Below are 16,612 nucleotides of genomic sequence, written 5' to 3' on the forward strand. Positions count from 1 at the left end.
CGATTCTGTCTGACTCAAGTGAAACAGAACGCTTCTTCGATGCGTCGCAGCCACAGGAAGCGATGGCGTTTTGAGGCCATTCGTTCACAATGATTGCACCGTTGTTGCAGCGGAAAGGAGTGTGAAACCATGTTCGACTTCTTGTTTCGGCCCACCCACACGGCCTATTTGAAACGTGCCTCGGCACTGCTCGAAGAGGCGCAGATGGCACGCATCGAACACCAAGCTGCCGCAGAGCATCACAGCGCCCTCGCCCGCATGTACGCGGAACGTGCCCGCCGGCTCGAGAACGAGCTGTACCGGCAACCGCGCGCCGCGGAGCACGGCACCGAGGCGGTGGCGGTCGCGGTGGAAGACCGCCCGCAGCTGTACTCGCTGGATGGCAGCCGCAAGGCGACGACGCACCCGACCGGCAGCTGACGCCGGCCCGCGCGATCGCCTCGAGGTCGCGCCCGGCGACAAGGGCGCGGCTGTGCCGATGCGGTGATCTGTGGTGATGTAATCCGGCTCCCCGGCCCTCACCGCGAGAACCCCATGCGCTTCATTGCCCGCTTCGCCGCCTGCGCGGCCCTGGCCCTGTCCCAAGCCCACGGGCAAACCGCCGCGCCTTACAACGGCCCGCTGTTCGACACCCATCTGCACTACAACCAGGAAGCCTGGGACGGCAATGCCGGCCCCTTCCCGCCCACCGAGGCGCTCGCGCGCATGCAGCGCAACCAGGTGAAGGCCATCATCGCGAACTCGCGGCCCAACGCCGGCACGCAGACCCTGGCCGCCGCGCGCGAGACCCGCGCCGCCGGCGTCACCGTGGTGCCCTTCGTGCGCCTGTACCGCAACCGCGACGACTACAACAACTGGTTCCGCGACGAGAGCATCCACGAGATGGTGCTGGCCGAACTGGCGCGCGGCACCGCCAGCGGCCCCTACCGCGGGCTCGGTGAATTCCACCTGTACGAGAGCGCCAACGCCAACGGCCCCGTGGCAAAGAAACTGATCGCACTGGCCGAAGAGAAAAAGCTCGCGGTGCTCGCGCACGTAGACGACGTGGCCGTCGACCTGCTGATGGCGAATGCGCCGTCGAAGGGCCGCGCGCTGCGCCTCATCTGGGCCCACACCGGCATCGGCGGCACGCCGGTCGAGCGCGTGCAGGCGATGCTGGAGCGCTACCCGCTGCTGATGGGCGAACTCTCGTACCGCCCCGGCCTGACCTGCGAGGGCGGGCGCCTGTGCCCCGAGTGGCGCGCGCTGATCCTCAAGCACCCCGACCGCTTCATGGTCGGCTCCGACACCTGGGTCAACCAGCGCTGGAGCGCCTACGACGAGATCATGCGCGGCTACCGCACCTGGCTGGGCGACCTGCCGCCCGCCGTGGCGCAGCGCATCGCCTGGGGCAACGCGGCGGCGCTGTTCGACCTGCGCTGAGGCCCACCCGCGCAGACGGTCTCAGGCGGCCTGATCGCGCCGCGCGGCCACCTCGCGCAGCCGCTGGTGCGCGGCGCCGTCCCACGCCACCGGCTGCTGGTTCTTCGCGCACAGGTAGTGGTGCGTGAACACGCCCAGGTAGGCGTCCAGCGTCTGCTGCGCAGCGTGTTCGCCGGCCAGGTCCATGCACATCGCCGCCACCTCGCTGGTGCAGAAGTGGTCGTCGCGGCCGGAGTTGCGCAGCTTGTACTGCGTGATCTGCGCCGGCTTCAGGCTCAGCACCGGCAACCGGTCGAGGTAAGGGCTGCGGCGAAACATCTTGCGGGCCTCGGCCCAGGTCGCATCGAACAGGATGAAGAGCGGGCGCTTCGCGCTGCCGCCACCGGCCGCATCAGGCGACGAAGGAACGCCCAGCACCACGCGCTCGGGCGCCGCGTACTGCCCCGGGAACACCACGTAGGGCTGCCATTGCGGGTCGTCCAGCAGCGCCAGCAGCGCGGGATCGGTCTCGGTGCGGGCCCAGCCGAAGGCGAAGGTTTCGGGCACCACATCGGCCACCAGCCACCCCGTGTTGGTGGGCTTGAGCGGCTCGATGTCGGCCATGAGCAGGCACACCCCCGCGCGCGTGGCCACCGGAGGGCGCACGGCACACATGCAATGGCTGGGCACCAGGCGGCAGCCCGCACAGCGCTCGCGCTTGAAACCGCCACGGGCAAGAAAAGGCTTGGCGCTGCGCGCCAGGCGCGCGGCGCGAAGGAGGGAGACGGCATGAGGCATACCCCGATTCTCGGTGGCGTGGCCGTCGCATGGCGGCCCCTGCCCTCACCGACGCTGCCGCGATGCCTCGGGATCAGGGCGTGCGAGCCGGCGTGACCTTGCGGATCAGGTTGTTGAAGGTGTCGGCCACGTACAGATTGCCAGCGGCATCCACCGTCACCCCATAAGGCTGCTTGAACGTGGCTGCCGTGCCGATGCCGTTCTGCGCGCCCAGCACACCAGGCTGGCCGGCGATCGTGGAGACCACGCCCGCCGGCGTGATCTTGCGCAGCAGGCTGTTGCCCGTGTCGGCCACGTAGATGATGCCGTCGCTGTCCACCGCCAGGCCGCCCGGCTGGTGGAAAGATGCCGAGTTGCCGGCCCCGTCGGCCGCCCCGGCCTGGCCCGAGCCCGCCAGCGTCGTGACCACGCCGCCGGGCGTGATCTTGCGGATGCGGTTGTTGCTGCTGTCAGCCACGTAGATGTTCCCGGCCGCGTCGGTCGCGATGCCGTAGGCCTGCCCGAAGGATGCCGCAGTCCCCGTGCCGTCAGCAAAGCCCGCGGTGCCCGAACCGGCCAGCGTGGTGACGTCGCCGGCCGGCGTGATCTTGCGGACAACGGCGCCGATGAATTCGAGCACGTAGATGTTGCCGGCGGCGTCCGTGGCCACCGATGAAGGGGTCTTGAACGTGGCAGAGGTGCCGTGGCCATCGAGCGACCCGATGGCGCCACTGCCCGCGAGCGTGGTCACGTCGGCCGCTGGCGTGATCTTGCGGATGCGGTTGCCGCCGAATTCCGCAGCATAGGCATTGCCCGTGGCGTCCAGCGCAAGACCGGACAGGCCCGAGAACGAGGCTGCCGCGCCGTTGCCGTCTTGCGAAGTGCCGTTGTTGCCACCGCCCGCAAAGGTCGTGACATCGCCAGCGGGCGAGATCTTTCGCACCAGGTTCGTTGCCGTGTCCGACACGAGCAGGCTGCCGCTCTTGTCGAGGACCACGCTGTACGGGAGATAGAACGACGCCGCGCTGCCGTTGCCATTGACCGAGCCGATCGTGCCGGAGCCGGCGAACGTGGACACCTGCGCCTGCACCGCCGAGCACGCGACCGCCACGTCACCAACGTCGGCCGCCGCCTTGCCGCTGCCCTTGCTGACGGTGCAGAACTGCCACAGAGGCTGGGTGCGTACGCTGACCTCGTAGGCCGCACCTTCGACGAGCGCGGTGGTGAAGGTGAACTTGCCATCGGCCGTGAGCTTCAGGTCGTCGCCCGCATTGTTCTGGAGCACCAGGCTGCCGGCGAGGCCAGTGACGGTGCCACCGACCGTGTGGGTCACGACCACGGGAGGCGCCGGCTCGGGCTGCGGCTGTGCCGGCGCGGCCATCGGCAGGAAACCCGCGCCACCGCCGCCTCCCCCACCACCGCCGCAGGCCGCCAGCAGCACGATCACACCGGCCATGGCGCTGCAGCGCCCGTAAGAACTCGCTCGCTTGGAAAGCATCCGACGCCTCTTTGGAGAAACCCGCTCTCCGGCTGGAGCGCCCAATTGTTTCTGAATGTCTATTTTTGTAATTGCCGTGCGCCGGGACCATCCCCGAAAACAAGTAAATGCGGCGACGCTTGTCCCTGCGGCCGCGCGGTAGCGGGAACGAACGACGCGTCCGGAAAAGATCGGGAATGAGGGTTGCCCTCGGGGCCGTCAGACCAGCCGCAGGTCCTTCGTCGTCGCACCGCCGAACACCCGCGCCACCTGCGCAGTCGACAGCCCGTACATCCGCTGGAACAACCCGCCCAGCACCGCCCGGTACTCGTTGAGCACCGCGTGGTCGCGGTTCTGGAACAGCGTGGCCTGCGTCAGCGGCTGCTGCTCGCCCACGACGCGCCCGCCCGCCTGTGCGGCCAGGCCGCCGCCGAGCACCCAGTACACGGTGCCGTGCCCGTGGTCGGTGCCGCGGTTGCCGTTCTCGCGGAAGGTGCGGCCGAACTCGCTGACGACGACCACCACGGTCTGGCGCCAGGCGGGCTCGCCCATCTCCTGCGCGAAGCCGGCCACGCCGCGGCCCAGTTCTTCGAAACGGTTGGCCAGGTAGCCCTTGGCTGCGCCCTGCCCCACGTGGGTGTCCCAGCCGCCGACATCGACAAAGCCGATGTCGAAGCGCTCGCGCATCAAGAGCGCCATGCGGCGCGCGACCTGCTCGAAGCCCTTGGGGCTCATGGCGTTGCGGCTGGCGGCGTCCATCTCGGCCTGCATGGCGCGCACCACCTCGTCGCGCACCTGGAAGCCCTCGGCCACGGGCTGCGCGAGCGCGGTGTTGCGGTACATCGACGCAATGATCTGGCTCTGCCGCGCATCGAGGGCCTGCCGCGCCACGCCCGCGAGCGCCATGTTGGCGGCCTTGGCGTCGTCGCCGCGCAGCACGATGGGCAGCTGGTCGGTGAAGGCGATGGGCGACACGTCGGCCAGCGGTCCGGCGCCGAGCACGCCGGCCAGCCGGTTGAGAAAGCCCGAGCGGTAGTCGCGCCGCGCGTTGTCGGGCGCCACGCCGAGCTCGATGGCGTCCTGCGTCTCGAAGTGGCTGCGCGTGAGGTCGTCGGTGCCGGCGAAGGCGATGAAGGCCGCCTGCTTGCGCTGGTACAGCGGCAGCACGCTCTGCGCGAGCGCGGGGTGCAGGCCCCAGTCGCCGCCATCGAGCGGCAACGCGCCGTCGGGCGTGCCGGGCCGGGGGATGGCGATGTTGGGCCGCGAGGCGTAATAGAAGTCGCTGTTCGCGGTGGGGACCAGCAGGCTGGTGCTGTCGTAGGCGCCGCGCAGGAACACGACGAGCAGCTTGGTGCCCTCGGCCGCGGGCGCGGCAACCACGCGCGCGGCGGCGCCGGCCAGCGGCGTGGCGGCGATGAGTTGCAGCAGGTGTCGACGTTGCATGACGGTCCCTCTTTTCAACGCCGCATCAGCTCGGGCGATGCCAGCAGGAAGGTGTTCCACTCCGGCGGGTTCTTCGCCTGCGCGAGCGCCTGCTGCGTGTCGGCGCTCAGGCCGGGCTGCAGCGCATGCACGGCGCGCGACTCGGCCAGCGGCGGAAACGGCGGTTTCTCGAGCGGCGCCTTGTCGTCGGTGCGGAACAGCACGGCGCCGCCCGTGCCAATGGCGCGCGCGATTTCGAAGCGGGTGTTCATCTGCCCCGCGCTGGCCCAGGCGGCCTCGTTGAGCGGGTAGCCGTCGGGCGTCTCGTGGGCGTACAGGGTCTCGCCCATGCGGTTGATCCAGCCGATCATCGGCGTGGTGTTGAGCACCACGCGCTCGTCGTAGGCCAGCCGCACGCCCGCCACCACGTAGTGCACGGGGTCGCGGAACTTGCGGCCCAGCGAGGCCGCGAACTCGCGCGATTCGAACAGCGTCTGCAAGGTGGCGGCAATGTCGCCGTCGCTGCGCGTGAAGGTGGCGGCCATGCGATCGACCAGCGCGGGCGGCGGCTCGTCGGCCACGAAGTACACGGCGAGCTTGCGCGAGATGAAGCGTGCGGTGGCCGGCGCGCGCGCCAGGCGGTCGAGCGCCTCGTCGGCCTCGGCCAGGCCGCGCGCTTGAATGGGCTGGCCCAGGAAGGTCTTCGGGCCGTAGTCGTGCCGGTTCGGGTGGAACTCGAACAGGCCCTGGCGCACGTAGTCGGCGCGCACGGCCGGGCGCACCGCGGGCGGCGCTGCGTCGGGCGGCTGCACGCTGACGCCCACGCCGGTCAGCACGCGCGCCAGTTCCTGCACGTCGGCCTGCGTGTAGCCGCCGCCCACGCCCAGCGTGTGCAGCTCCATGAGCTCGCGCGCGTAGTTCTCGTTGATGCGGTTGGCGGCGTTCTGCGCGTTGTCGAGGTAGCGCAGCATGGCCGGGTGCCGCGCGGTGGCGCCCAGCAGGTCGCGGAACTTGCCGAGCGCGTGCGGGCGGATGGCGTTCTCTTCGTAGTCGCCGACCATCGCGCGCACCAGGTCCTTGCGGATGCTGACGTTGAAGTGGTTCATCCAGAACCAGGTCATCTGCTCCTGCAGCTGGTTGGGCGAATACAGCGCGCGCAGCAGGAAGCGCTGCTGCGCCTCGCGCGCGAGGGTGTTGAGTTCCTGCTGGTAGGCCGTGCGTGCGGCCTTCTTCGCTTCTTCGTCGGGCAAGGCGTCGGCGGCCTTGCGCCGGGCATCGAGTGCGAAGACGAGCTGGTCGAGCGGCGTGCGCGAAATGGCCATGGCGTCGATCTGCGCCTGCGCCGCCGCGGGCAGCGGACGCGGCGCGGGACGCAGCTGCCGGCCCATCCAGCGCGGCAGGCCGTCGCGCGCCAGCTCGGCCTGGCTGCCGGCGTTGGCGCCCCAGCTCACACGATCGAGCCATCGCAGTTGCGCAGCGGGCGTGTCGGCGGCATGGCCCAGCGCCGTGAGCGGCGGGCCCTCGGGGCGCAGCAGGCCGGTGGAACAGGCGGTGAGCGCCAGCACGGCGGCCAGCGTCACGACGATCGCGCGCGAACAGTGCAGCTTCGGAAACGGCATGCGGTCGATCATGAACCGATCAACCGCTTCGCGATGTAGGCGGTTGACCGACCTCGCCACGCGCTCAGGTAAAGCTGAAGGTCAGCTTCGTTTCAGGACAAAACGGCAGGGCCGCGGCCCCGCACGTTCAGGCCATGGCCGTGCGGCTGGGCTCCGCGCCCGCGATCTGCCGCAGCGCGCGCTCGAACACCTCGACCGGCTGGCCGCCGGAGATCAGGTGCTGGTCGTTGATGATGATCGCGGGCACCGAATGGATGCCGGCGTCGGTGTACAGGCGCTCGCGTTCGCGGGTTTCCTGCGCGAACTCGTCGCCGGCCAAAATCTCGCGGGCCCGCGCCGCGTCGAGCCCCGCCTCGGTCGCCGCGCGCACCAGCACCTCGATGTCCGAAGGGTTCTGGCTGTCGGTGAAGTAGGCCTTGAGCAGCAGCTTCTTGAGCGCCACCTGCTTGGCCGGGTCTTCCAGTTCGGCCCAGTGCAGCAGGCGGTGGGCGTTGAAGGTGTTGTACACGCGGGGCCGGCCCCCGGCGCTGAACTCGAAGCCGACGGCCGCGCCGCGCTGGCGGATCGCCTCGCGGGCCTGGGCCTGCTGCTCGCGCGAGGAACCGTACTTCTGGTTCAGGTGCTCGAAGGTGTCCTGGCCTTCGGGCGGCATCTGCGGGTTCAGCTCGAAGGGCTGGAAATGCAGTTCGGCCGTGACCTCCGGCGCCACCCGTTTCAGGGCGGCCTCGAGCGAGCCGAGACCCACGGCGCACCAGGGGCAGGAGACATCGGAGACGAAATCGATCTTGAGATGGGCGGTCATGGCGCCATTCTTCATGGCGCCACAACCCCTTTGTGCGCGCGGGGTCTTCAGGCCATGGCCTTGCGGCGCTCGCGCTCCGTGCGGGCGCTGGCCAGCGTTTCTTCGCGCAGCCGGTCGTACTCGGCCTTGTCGACCGGCACCGCGTTCGGGTTGCCCAGGTCGTGCATGTGGACGCGGTAGGTCTCGCGGGCGCTCATGGCGGCCAGCGCGGCCAGCACGGTCACGGCGAAGGTGATCGCACCCACGGTGAACCAGATGTTCGTCGAGCCCGGAGGCGCCACGGCGGCGAACAGCGCCGGCAGCAGCGCGGTGAAGGTGGTGCCGATGTTCTGCGAGATGGCCATGGCCGACACGCGGTTGCGGGTGCGGAACAGCTCCGGGTAGAAGCTCGGGAAGGTCGCGTTGTAGCCCTGATACACGATGCCCCACATCAAGAGCGACATGCAGATGGCCAGCGGCACGTTCTTGATGCTGATGGCGTACAGGTACACGAACGACAGCAGGCCCGACGCCAGCGCACCCACGATGATCGGCGGCTTGCGGCCGATGCGGTCCGACAGGTTGCCCACGAACGGGATCACCAGCACGGCCAGGATGTTGCCCAGCACGGGAATCCACAGGTACACGTCTTTCTGGAAGCCGATGCCGTAGGCGGCCTGCACCGCGTAGGCCGCGCCGAACACGGTGGCGACCACGGGAATCACGTTCATCAGCGCCATGCAGATCACGCGCAGCATGTCGCCCCAGCTGTCGGTCAGCGCCTGGACGATCGGCGCCTTGGCCACTTCGCCCTTCTGGTCGACTTCGGCGAAGGCCGGCGTCTCGTCGACCTCGCGGCGGATGATGTAGCCGGCCACGATCACGATGAAGCTCAGCAGGAACGGAATGCGCCAGCCCCACGAGTTGAAGGACTCTTCAGGCATGTAGTGCGCCAGCGGCAGGAACACGGCGGCCGCCAGGATCTGGCCGGCCTGCACGCCCTGCAAGGTGAAGCTCGCGAAGAAGCCGCGGCGCCCGAACGGCGCGTGCTCCAAAATCATCGAGCTCGCACCCGAGATTTCGCCGGCCACCGCGAAGCCCTGCACCAGGCGCAGGAACACCAGCAGCGCCGGGGCCAGCAGGCCGACCTGGTCGTAGGTCGGCAGCAGGCCCACGGCCACGGTCGAGAAGCCCATCAGGAACATGCACAGCACCAGCACCTGCTTGCGCCCGTGCGTGTCGCCCCAGTGGCCGAGCACGAAGGCGCCGATGGGGCGCGCGACATAGCCCACGCCGTAGGTCGCGAGCGACGCGATGATGGCCGTGGTCGGGTCGCCCTTGGGAAAGAAGATCTGCGGAAAGATCAGCGCCGCGGCGGTGGCATAGATGAAGAAGTCGTAGTACTCCAGCGCCGAGCCGATCCAGCCGCTGGCGGCGGCTTTCCTCGACTGGTGCTTGCCTTGCGGCTCTTTGGCGGATGGGTGGGCCATGGGTTGTCTCCAGTGGTGTGACGAAGGTGTCGGATGCGAGGGGAAAAAATCAGTCTTGTTGTTGGGGCTGCTGCGCCTGCGACGCCATGCGCGCGGGTGCGTTGAGCGCGCCGTAGGCGTCGTAGCCGCCCACGCGCTGTGCGACCTCGAAGAAGAGGCCGCCGTCGAAACTCTCGGTGTAGATGTGCAGGTAGTCGCCGGCCGCCGAGCGGTCGAACAGCACGCCGGCTTCGCGCATGCGCGCCAGCAGCTCGGGCGCCACGTCGATGCGCGTGGCCAGGTCGTCGTAGTAGTTGTCCGAGATCGGCACGAAGCGCGTGCCGTTGGCGCGCAGCCGGGCCACGGTGTCGAAGATGTCGTCGCAATCGAGCGCGATGTGGTGCACCGCGCCGCCGCCGGTCACGCTCAGCGTGCGCGCGGTGCGCGTGCGCTGGCTCAGTGACACGTTCAGCACCAGGCGCAGGCTGCGGTCGGCATTGGCCACGCCGCGGCTGCGGATCAGGCCGAAGGGGTCGGCCAGCTCCAAGCTCTCGCCGGGCTCCAGGCCGAGCACGGCACGCGTGAACAGCACCCAGGTGTCGAGCTGGTCGAGCGCCAGGCCCAGCGCGACGTGGTCGATGCGCGTGAGGCCGGCATCGTGCGCGTCGGGCCCCGCGTCTTCGAGGATGAAGTCGGTCTCGTACAGCCCGTTGGCGCCCAGCGCCTCGGGCACGAAATGGATCAGGTTGCCACCCGGCGCCACGATGGCCGGCACGCGCAGCTCGTTCGGCCCGACCGGGCTGTCGTGGCGCTGCGAACGCATGGCGCTCGCGCGGCCCACGGCCGCGAGCGGGTCGGCGCAGCGCACGCCCAGCGCGCAGACCGAGGTGCCGTGCGCCTCGAAACGGCGGCGCGCGAACGAATCGGGCTGCGCGTTGACGATGAAGTGGATGCCGCCCTGGCGGTACAGCGTGACGGCCTTGGAGCGATGGCGCCCCACGCGGCGAAAGCCCAGTTGCCCGAGCAGCGCGCCGAGCGTGACGGCCGAGGCCTCGTCGGCCGCGAACTCGATGAACGACAGGCCCGAGAGCGCCGGCGCGGGCGGCGGGTTGAACAGCTCCACGCGCTGCGGCTGCACGGGCGCATTCCCGTGGGCGAGCCGCTCGCGCGTTTCGCTTTCGAGGTACAGCAGCGAGCGCATCGCATCGACGGCGGTGCGGCGGTTCGGCGTCTCGCGGAAGATGTCGTTGAAGATCTCCAGCGACAGCGGCCCGGTGTAGCCCGCGCGCAGCACCTGCTCGAAGAAGCCGACCACGTCGAAATCGCCCTGCCCCGGGAACGAGCGGTGGTGGCGCGCCCACTGCAGCACGTCCATCGACAACAGCGGCGCATCGGCCATCTGCACGAAGAAGATCTTCTCGCCCGGAATCGCGGCGATGCCCGCCGGGTCGTCCTTCAGCGACAGCGTGTGGAAGCTGTCGAGGATCAGCCCGAGGTGCGGGTGGTCGGCGCGCTGCACGATGTCCCAGGCCTGGGCGTAGCGCGAGGTGTGGCGGCCCCAGGCCAGCGCCTCGAAGCCCACGCGCAGGTTGCGGCGCGCGGCGCGTTCGGCCAGCGCGTGCAGCTGGGCGGCGGCGCGCGCCGGGTCGTTCACCGACAGCGGCGAGGTGTTGGAGCAGCACAGCACCAGCGGCGCGCCCATGGCTTCCATGAGGTCGAACTTGCGTTCGGCGCGCTCCAGGCTGCGGTGGAACTGCGCTTCGGGCATGCCTTCGAAGTCGCGGAAGGGCTGGTACAGGTCGATAGCCAGGCCCAGGTCGGCCACGATGCGGCGCAGCTCGGCGGCGGTGCCGCGGAAGTTGACGAAATCGGCTTCGAACAGCTCGATGCCGTCGAAGCCCGCGGCCGCGATGGCTTCGAGCTTCTGGCGGAGGGTGCCGCTGAGCGAGACGGTGGCAATGGCGCGGTGCATGGGGATGGACTGTAGAAAGAGCCCGGGCGCGCCACAATGCAAATCAGCCCCGTCTGATCGATGATCGCACGTCACCGATCATCATTCGCACGAAATAGGGGTTACACCTAGCCCGCACGGGGGTGCGGGCCGGGCGTTTTTTCAGAGGCTGCGCCAGTAATCGATCAGCATCTGCGCGAACTCGACCGGGCGCTCCACCGCGCTCAGGTGCGCGGCGTCGATGGTTGCCAGCCGCGCGCCCGGGATCTGCGCCACCATGGCCTCGGACATGGCCAGGGGCGTGGCCTCGTCCTGCAGCCCGCCGATCACCAGCGTGGGCGTGGCGATGCGGCGGTTGCTGTCGCGAAAGTCGATGGCGGCCACGGCGTTGCAGCTCTCGATGTAGCCCTGCGCGTCGGTGCGCACCAGCGTGTCGTGCAGCGTGCGCGCGGCCACCGCGCCCTCGGGCGTGGCGGCGTAGGCCGGCGTGAGCCAGCGCGCCACGGCGCCCGGGGCGATGGCGGCCACGCCCTTGGCGGCCACGGTTTCCGCGCGCAGGCGCCACGGGGCCTGGTCCGGGTAGTGCGCGGCCGAATTGGCGATCACCACGGTCTTGAGCTGCGCGGCGTGCCGCACCGCCAGCGCCTGCGCGGTCATGCCGCCCATCGACAGGCCCACGAAGTGCACGGGCTCGCCGCCCGTCTCGCGCGCGATCAGCTCGGACGCGTCCTGCGCCAGCGTTTCCACGCGCAGCACGCCGGGCACCACCTCGGAGCCGCCGTGGTTGCGGTGGTCGTAGCGGATCACCGTGTGGGCGCGCGCGAGCTGCGCGGCCACGCCGTCCCACATGTGCAGGTCGCAGCCGAGCGCATGGCTGAGCACGACGAAGGGGCCGTCGCCTTCGCGCACGATATTCAGGCGGGGGGAGGAAGTGGTCATGGTGTGGAGTCCTTCTGGGGAGAGGATGGAGAAGCAGGTTGCGCAAGGCGCGGCAGCCACAGGAACGCGATGGCCAGCAGCACGGTGCCGGCCATCAGCATCGGCACCACCATCGGCCAGGCGCCGTACGAAAAACTCGTGTCGACGAACAGCGCGGCGACCTGCCCCACGCAGAACGCGACCATCATCATGCCGAAACCGGACCACGACACGGCCCGCCCCGCCAGGTGCGGCAGGTCGCCCACGGCGCCGGCCTGCCCGCAGGGCTGGTGGATGCCGTGGCCGAGGCAGTACACGGCGTGGCCCGCCAGCAGCGGCACCGCGCTGTGCGGCATCAGCCAGCAGCCCAGCGCCTGGATCACGGCGCCGGTGATGCTCAGCACCGCGCCCAGGCGCACGGTGCGCATCGGCCCGAAGCGGCGCAGCAGGCTGCGGCACATCGTGGTGCTGAAGATGTAGACCAGCGAGCCGCCGGCCGGAATCCAGCCGTACCACGCAGGCGACCAGCCGAGGTAGCCGATGTAGACCATCGGCGAAAGCAGCAGAAAGCAGAACAGCCCGCCGTAGGTGGCCGCCGCCACCGAGGCCCAGGCGCGGAAGGCGCGGCTCGCGAACACGGCGCGCGTGCTGCCGCGCGGCGCGGACGATTCGCCTCCGGCCAGTGGCTTGCGCGTTTCGCCGAACGAGCGCCAGCACAGCGCGAACAGCGCCAGTGAATAGACCGCCATCGCGACCATCACCCAGCGCCAGCCTGCGCCCTGCACCAGCCAGGCGCCCAGCAGCGGCGCCACCAGCCCGACCATGCCCAGCCCCGTGAGGCCCCGTGCCATGACGTGCGGGCCCTCGTGCGCCGGATACAGGTCGCGCACCGCGGCGCGTGAGCACACGAGAATCGCCGCCATCGAAAAACCCTGCAGCGTGCGCCAGCCCGCGAGCACCGCCACGCTGCCGGCGAACGCGCCGCCGAAGGCCGCGATGGCATAGCAGCCCAGGCCCGCGAGCAGCACCGGCCGGCGCCCGAAGCGGTCGGCCAGCGGGCCGCACAGCAGCTGCGCAAAGCCGAAGGCCAGCACGAACAGCGTGAGGCTGGTGCTGGCCGAACCGAGCTCGCCCGCGATGGCGGGCAGCGCCGGCAGGTAGCTGTCGGTAGCGACCGGTTGTGCTGCGAGCAGCAGCGGCAGCAGCAAGGTGAAGCCGACGTCGAACCGGCCCTTGCCTCCCCGGCCTTCCGTAGTGCTCACTGCGCCGCCACTGGCGGCAGCAGGCCCTTCTCGCGCAGGATGTTCGTCGCGATGCCGAAGGCGTGGTTGGCCACCGGCACGCCGCAGTAGATCGCGGCCATCATGATCACTTCCTTGATCTCGTCGGGCGTGAGGCGCGACTCGGGCGGGCCGTCGAGCGCGGCGCGCACGTGCATGGCGAACTCTTCGTACGCATGGATGCCCAGCATCATCGACAGCACCATGAAGCGGCGCGTCTTGTCGCCCAGCGCGGGGCGGCCCCAGATGTCGTTCCACGCGTGGCGCGTGATGAGCTCCTGGAACTCGGCGTTGAAGCCGTTGCGGTTGGCGAGCGACTTGTCGACCCACGCGTCGCCGAGCACGCGGCGGCGGTTGACGAGGCCGTCTTCGTAAGGATTGCTCGGGGTGTCGGGGGCGGTCATGGCGAGAGTTCCTTGTCGGATGAGAGTTGGGCTTGCAGGGCTTTCACCTGCGCCAGTGCGGTCTGGCCGGCGTTCACGGCCAGCGCCGGGTCGAACCATTCGTCCGCCGCGTCGCGCGGCAGCTCGGCGCGCAGCCGGTCGATGTTGGCGCGCATGCGCGCCGCATCGACCTGCAGGCCGGGCAAGGCGCCGGCCATGGCGCGCACGCTGCCGTGCGCCGACATCAACAGCTGCGGCCATTCGGCCAGCTCGGCCTGCCAGGCGCCGAGCGCGCGCTCGTGCTGCTGCGGCATGGCGCCGAGCAAGGCCGCCACGCGCTGCGGCGCGCGGTGCGCGGCGGCGATGGCGACCATCGAGGCCACGGGGTTGCGCTTGTGCGGCATCGCCGACGAGCCGCCGCGCCCGGGTTCGCTGGGCTCGGCGACCTCGGCCACTTCGTACTGGCCGAGCAGCGAGATGTCGACCGCGACCTTGCCCAGGCTGCCCGTGAGCAGGCCGAGTTCGCAGCCGAGCGCGACCCATTCGTCGCGCTGCGTGTGCCATGTGGCGCCGGGGTCGCCCAGGCCGAGTTCCTTGGCCATGCGCTGGCGCACCGCGGCGCCCTGCCCCTTCATCTGCGCCAGCGTGCCGACGGCGCCGCCGAGCTGCAGCTGCAGCGCGTGCTTCGCAGCGGCGCGCAGGCGGGTGCGGCTGCGCACCAGCGGCGCGGCCCAGCCGGCGCACTTGAAGCCGAAGCTGGTGACCGAGGCCGGCTGCATCAGCGTGCGCGCGAGCATCGGCGTGTCGGCGTGCTGCACCGCCAGGCGCAGCAGTGCGTCGGCGGCCTTGGCCAGATCGGCCTCGACCAGCGCAACGGCTTCGCGTGTGACCAGCGCCATCGCGCTGTCGATCACGTCCTGGCTGGTGCTGCCGAAATGCACGAAGGGCACAGCCTCGGCATTGAACAGGCCCACCGCTTCGCGCAGCGCCTTCACCAGCGGGATGGCGACGCTGCCGGCGCGTCCGCTCTCGCGCACGATCTTGGCCACGTCGAACAGCTCGACCTTGCAGCTGCCGACGATCGAATGCGCAGCGCTCTCGGGAATCAGCCCTTCGGCCGCCTGCGCGCGCGCGAGTGCGGCCTCGAAGCGCAGCATGGCGTCGACGAAGGCGCGGTCGCTGAAGGCGCCCAGCGTTTCGGAGGTGGAAAGGAAGCCTTCAAAAATGCTCATGCGTGTTCCGGTGTTTTCAGTATTTCAATTGCGCGACGGCGCGCAGCTCTTCGGGCGAGGCGGTGCCGAAGCCGAAGAACTCGAGGTAGGCCGGGATCATCTCGAACAGCATGTCGGTGCCGACCTGCACCTGGCAGCCCTTGACCTTGGCGGCCTGCAGCAGCGGCGTGTATTCGGTCTTCATGACGACCTCGCCGACGAAGGTCTCGGGCGCGATGCGGTCCACGTCGAAGGGCAGCGGGTCGGAGTCCTTCATGCCCAGCGGCGTGGCGTTGACGACCACGTCGTAGCCGGCCGGGTCCTTCGAGCCGGTGGTGACCTTCATCTGCGGATAGTGTTCGCGCAGCCGCGCGGCCAGTGCCTGCGCCGAAGCGTCGCTCATGTCGAACAGCATCAGCTCGGCCGCGCCGGCCGCCGCGATCGACGCCGCAATGGCCGACCCGACACCGCCCGTGCCCGACACCAGCACCCGCGTGCCCTTGAACAGGCGCCCCTTGCGCTCCACGCCGCGCACGAAACCCGCGCCGTCGAACTGGTCGCCCAGCAGGCTGCCGTCGGGCCGTTTGAGCACGGCGTTGCAGGCGCCTGCGACGCGCGCGGTGGGCGTGACCTCGTCGACCAGCGACATCGTCGTGACCTTGTGCGGCATCGTGACCAACGCGCCACGCAGGTTCGAGAACTTGAAGATCTGCGCGAGCGACACCGCATAGTCCTCGGGCTTCACGCCCATGGGCACGACGACCGCGTCGATGCCTTGCTTGTCGAACCAGGGGTTGTAGATCATCGGCGCCTTGAAGGCCTCGGTGGGGTAGCCGATGTGGGCGATGAGCGTGGTCTTGCCGGAGATCATGGGAAGTCGTCTTGTTCAGGAAGGAGCGGGATCAGGCCACGCTCGGGGATTGGTAGCGCAACGGGGTTGCGATCTCAGCGTGCATCGCCGGCGGATAGATGAGCTCGCGCAAAAAGTCGGCGTCGGCCTGCATCGCATCGGCCGCGTCGATGTGGCCGAAGTAGCGGAAGTAGTGCGGCATCTGCTGCACCAGCATCTCGAAGCCGGCCTGCGCATTGAGCCCGCGCGCCCGCGCCGCGCGCACCAGCGGCGTGGGCTGGTTGCGCAGCAGGATGTCGAACAGCGCCGCGTGCGGTTCCATGCGCGCCACGTCCAGCGGCAACGCGTCGTCTTCGGCCAGGCCCAGCGGCGTGGCGTTGATCACGAGGTCGTAGCCCTCGGGCGCGTTGCTGTCGACCGCGACCACGGTCGCGTCGAAAAAAGCGTCGAGCTTGGCGGCCACGCCCGCGGCCTTGCCGGAGGCGGTGTCGAAGAAGGCGATGTGCTCGGCGCCGTTCACCGTGCCGCCTTCGGCCAGCGCCACCCCGATGGCCGCGGCGCTCACGCCCGCGCCGAGGATCAGCACGCGCTTGCCGCGGAACGGCACGTTGCAGCGATCGAGCGCGCCGATCAGGCCTTCGCCGTCGAACAGGTCGCCCTCGAGCTGGTCGCCCTCGGTGCGGCGCACCACGTTGACCGAGCCCGCCACGCGGCCGAACAGGCCGCAGCCGTCGAGCAGGTCGACCACGCGCGGCTTGTGCGGCGGCGCGATCACCATGCCGCGCACGTTGCGCGCCAGGAAGGCCGACTTCATGAACACCGCGAAGTCGCGCACCGGCACCTGCATGGGCACCAGCACGGCGTCGATGCCGTAGCGCGCGAAGGCCGCGTTGAACATGCGCGGCAGCCGCACGTTGCGGACCGGGTCGCCGGGGATGAGGTAGGCCTGGGTGCTGCCGGTGATGATGGGGCTCATGGGCGTGCTTCCGTTCGTCAATCGCTCGTTTCGGGGCGGAACAGCGGGCTTTATAGTCCCTTCGCGCGCAGCCTGCTGGCATACGGGGCATCAAACG

15 protein-coding genes are annotated in these 16,612 nt (G+C 69.9%); 2 read left to right on the forward strand and 13 right to left on the reverse strand.

Annotated features, from left to right (window positions below):
- The first annotated feature begins 129 nt into the window (after positions 1 to 129).
- The gene (locus tag AC1RLW_RS07735) at positions 130 to 420 is read left to right on the forward strand and encodes a hypothetical protein (protein WP_493192663.1); all 291 of its coding nucleotides are present in this window, start codon (positions 130 to 132) and stop codon (positions 418 to 420) included.
- A gap of 114 nt (positions 421 to 534) precedes the next feature.
- Positions 535 to 1,422, forward strand: a complete 888-nt coding sequence (locus AC1RLW_RS07740) for an amidohydrolase family protein (protein ID WP_493192664.1) — start codon at positions 535 to 537, stop codon at positions 1,420 to 1,422.
- A gap of 21 nt (positions 1,423 to 1,443) precedes the next feature.
- On the opposite strand, the gene AC1RLW_RS07745 is transcribed toward AC1RLW_RS07740, so the two are convergent.
- From AC1RLW_RS07745 to AC1RLW_RS07805, 13 genes are all read right to left on the reverse strand, one after another.
- On the reverse strand, positions 1,444 to 2,199 hold the full coding sequence (locus tag AC1RLW_RS07745) for a tRNA-uridine aminocarboxypropyltransferase (RefSeq protein ID WP_493192665.1): 756 nt from the start codon (positions 2,197 to 2,199) through the stop codon (positions 1,444 to 1,446).
- Between the two features lie 73 nt (positions 2,200 to 2,272).
- Positions 2,273 to 3,676 carry an NHL repeat-containing protein gene (locus tag AC1RLW_RS07750; RefSeq protein WP_493192666.1) on the reverse strand — a complete coding sequence of 468 codons (1,404 nt, stop codon included), beginning with the start codon at positions 3,674 to 3,676 and terminating at the stop codon, positions 2,273 to 2,275.
- Positions 3,677 to 3,874: 198 nt separating this feature from the next.
- On the reverse strand, positions 3,875 to 5,098 hold the full coding sequence (locus AC1RLW_RS07755; RefSeq protein WP_369647514.1) for a DUF1501 domain-containing protein: 1,224 nt from the start codon (positions 5,096 to 5,098) through the stop codon (positions 3,875 to 3,877).
- A 14-nt stretch (positions 5,099 to 5,112) separates the two neighbouring features.
- Entirely contained in the window at positions 5,113 to 6,708 is a 1,596-nt protein-coding gene (locus tag AC1RLW_RS07760) for a DUF1800 domain-containing protein (protein ID WP_493192667.1), read from the reverse strand.
- A 115-nt stretch (positions 6,709 to 6,823) separates the two neighbouring features.
- Positions 6,824 to 7,498, reverse strand: coding sequence for a DsbA family oxidoreductase (locus tag AC1RLW_RS07765; RefSeq protein WP_493192668.1), 675 nt, complete (start codon positions 7,496 to 7,498; stop codon positions 6,824 to 6,826).
- Positions 7,499 to 7,545: 47 nt separating this feature from the next.
- Positions 7,546 to 8,967, reverse strand: coding sequence for an MFS transporter (locus AC1RLW_RS07770; RefSeq protein WP_095744853.1), 1,422 nt, complete (start codon positions 8,965 to 8,967; stop codon positions 7,546 to 7,548).
- A 49-nt stretch (positions 8,968 to 9,016) separates the two neighbouring features.
- Positions 9,017 to 10,918, reverse strand: a complete 1,902-nt coding sequence (locus AC1RLW_RS07775; protein WP_493192669.1) for a bifunctional sugar phosphate isomerase/epimerase/4-hydroxyphenylpyruvate dioxygenase family protein — start codon at positions 10,916 to 10,918, stop codon at positions 9,017 to 9,019.
- 141 nt (positions 10,919 to 11,059) lie between these two features.
- Positions 11,060 to 11,836, reverse strand: a complete 777-nt coding sequence (locus AC1RLW_RS07780; protein ID WP_493192670.1) for an alpha/beta fold hydrolase — start codon at positions 11,834 to 11,836, stop codon at positions 11,060 to 11,062.
- Entirely contained in the window at positions 11,833 to 13,077 is a 1,245-nt protein-coding gene (locus AC1RLW_RS07785) for an MFS transporter (protein WP_493192671.1), read from the reverse strand. Before AC1RLW_RS07785 ends, AC1RLW_RS07780 begins: the two co-directional genes overlap by 4 nt.
- Entirely contained in the window at positions 13,074 to 13,499 is a 426-nt protein-coding gene (locus AC1RLW_RS07790) for a carboxymuconolactone decarboxylase family protein (RefSeq protein WP_095947412.1), read from the reverse strand. The genes AC1RLW_RS07785 and AC1RLW_RS07790 overlap by 4 nt, the downstream gene beginning before the upstream one ends.
- The gene (gene pcaB / locus AC1RLW_RS07795; protein ID WP_095744850.1) at positions 13,496 to 14,710 is read right to left on the reverse strand and encodes a 3-carboxy-cis,cis-muconate cycloisomerase; all 1,215 of its coding nucleotides are present in this window, start codon (positions 14,708 to 14,710) and stop codon (positions 13,496 to 13,498) included. The genes AC1RLW_RS07790 and pcaB overlap by 4 nt, the downstream gene beginning before the upstream one ends.
- A gap of 16 nt (positions 14,711 to 14,726) precedes the next feature.
- On the reverse strand, positions 14,727 to 15,560 hold the full coding sequence (locus tag AC1RLW_RS07800; RefSeq protein ID WP_493192672.1) for a shikimate dehydrogenase family protein: 834 nt from the start codon (positions 15,558 to 15,560) through the stop codon (positions 14,727 to 14,729).
- Between the two features lie 31 nt (positions 15,561 to 15,591).
- Entirely contained in the window at positions 15,592 to 16,515 is a 924-nt protein-coding gene (locus AC1RLW_RS07805) for a shikimate dehydrogenase family protein (RefSeq protein ID WP_095947409.1), read from the reverse strand.
- Positions 16,516 to 16,612: the final 97 nt, after the last annotated feature.

Source organism: Variovorax sp. GW822-FHT04A09, assembly GCF_058801005.1.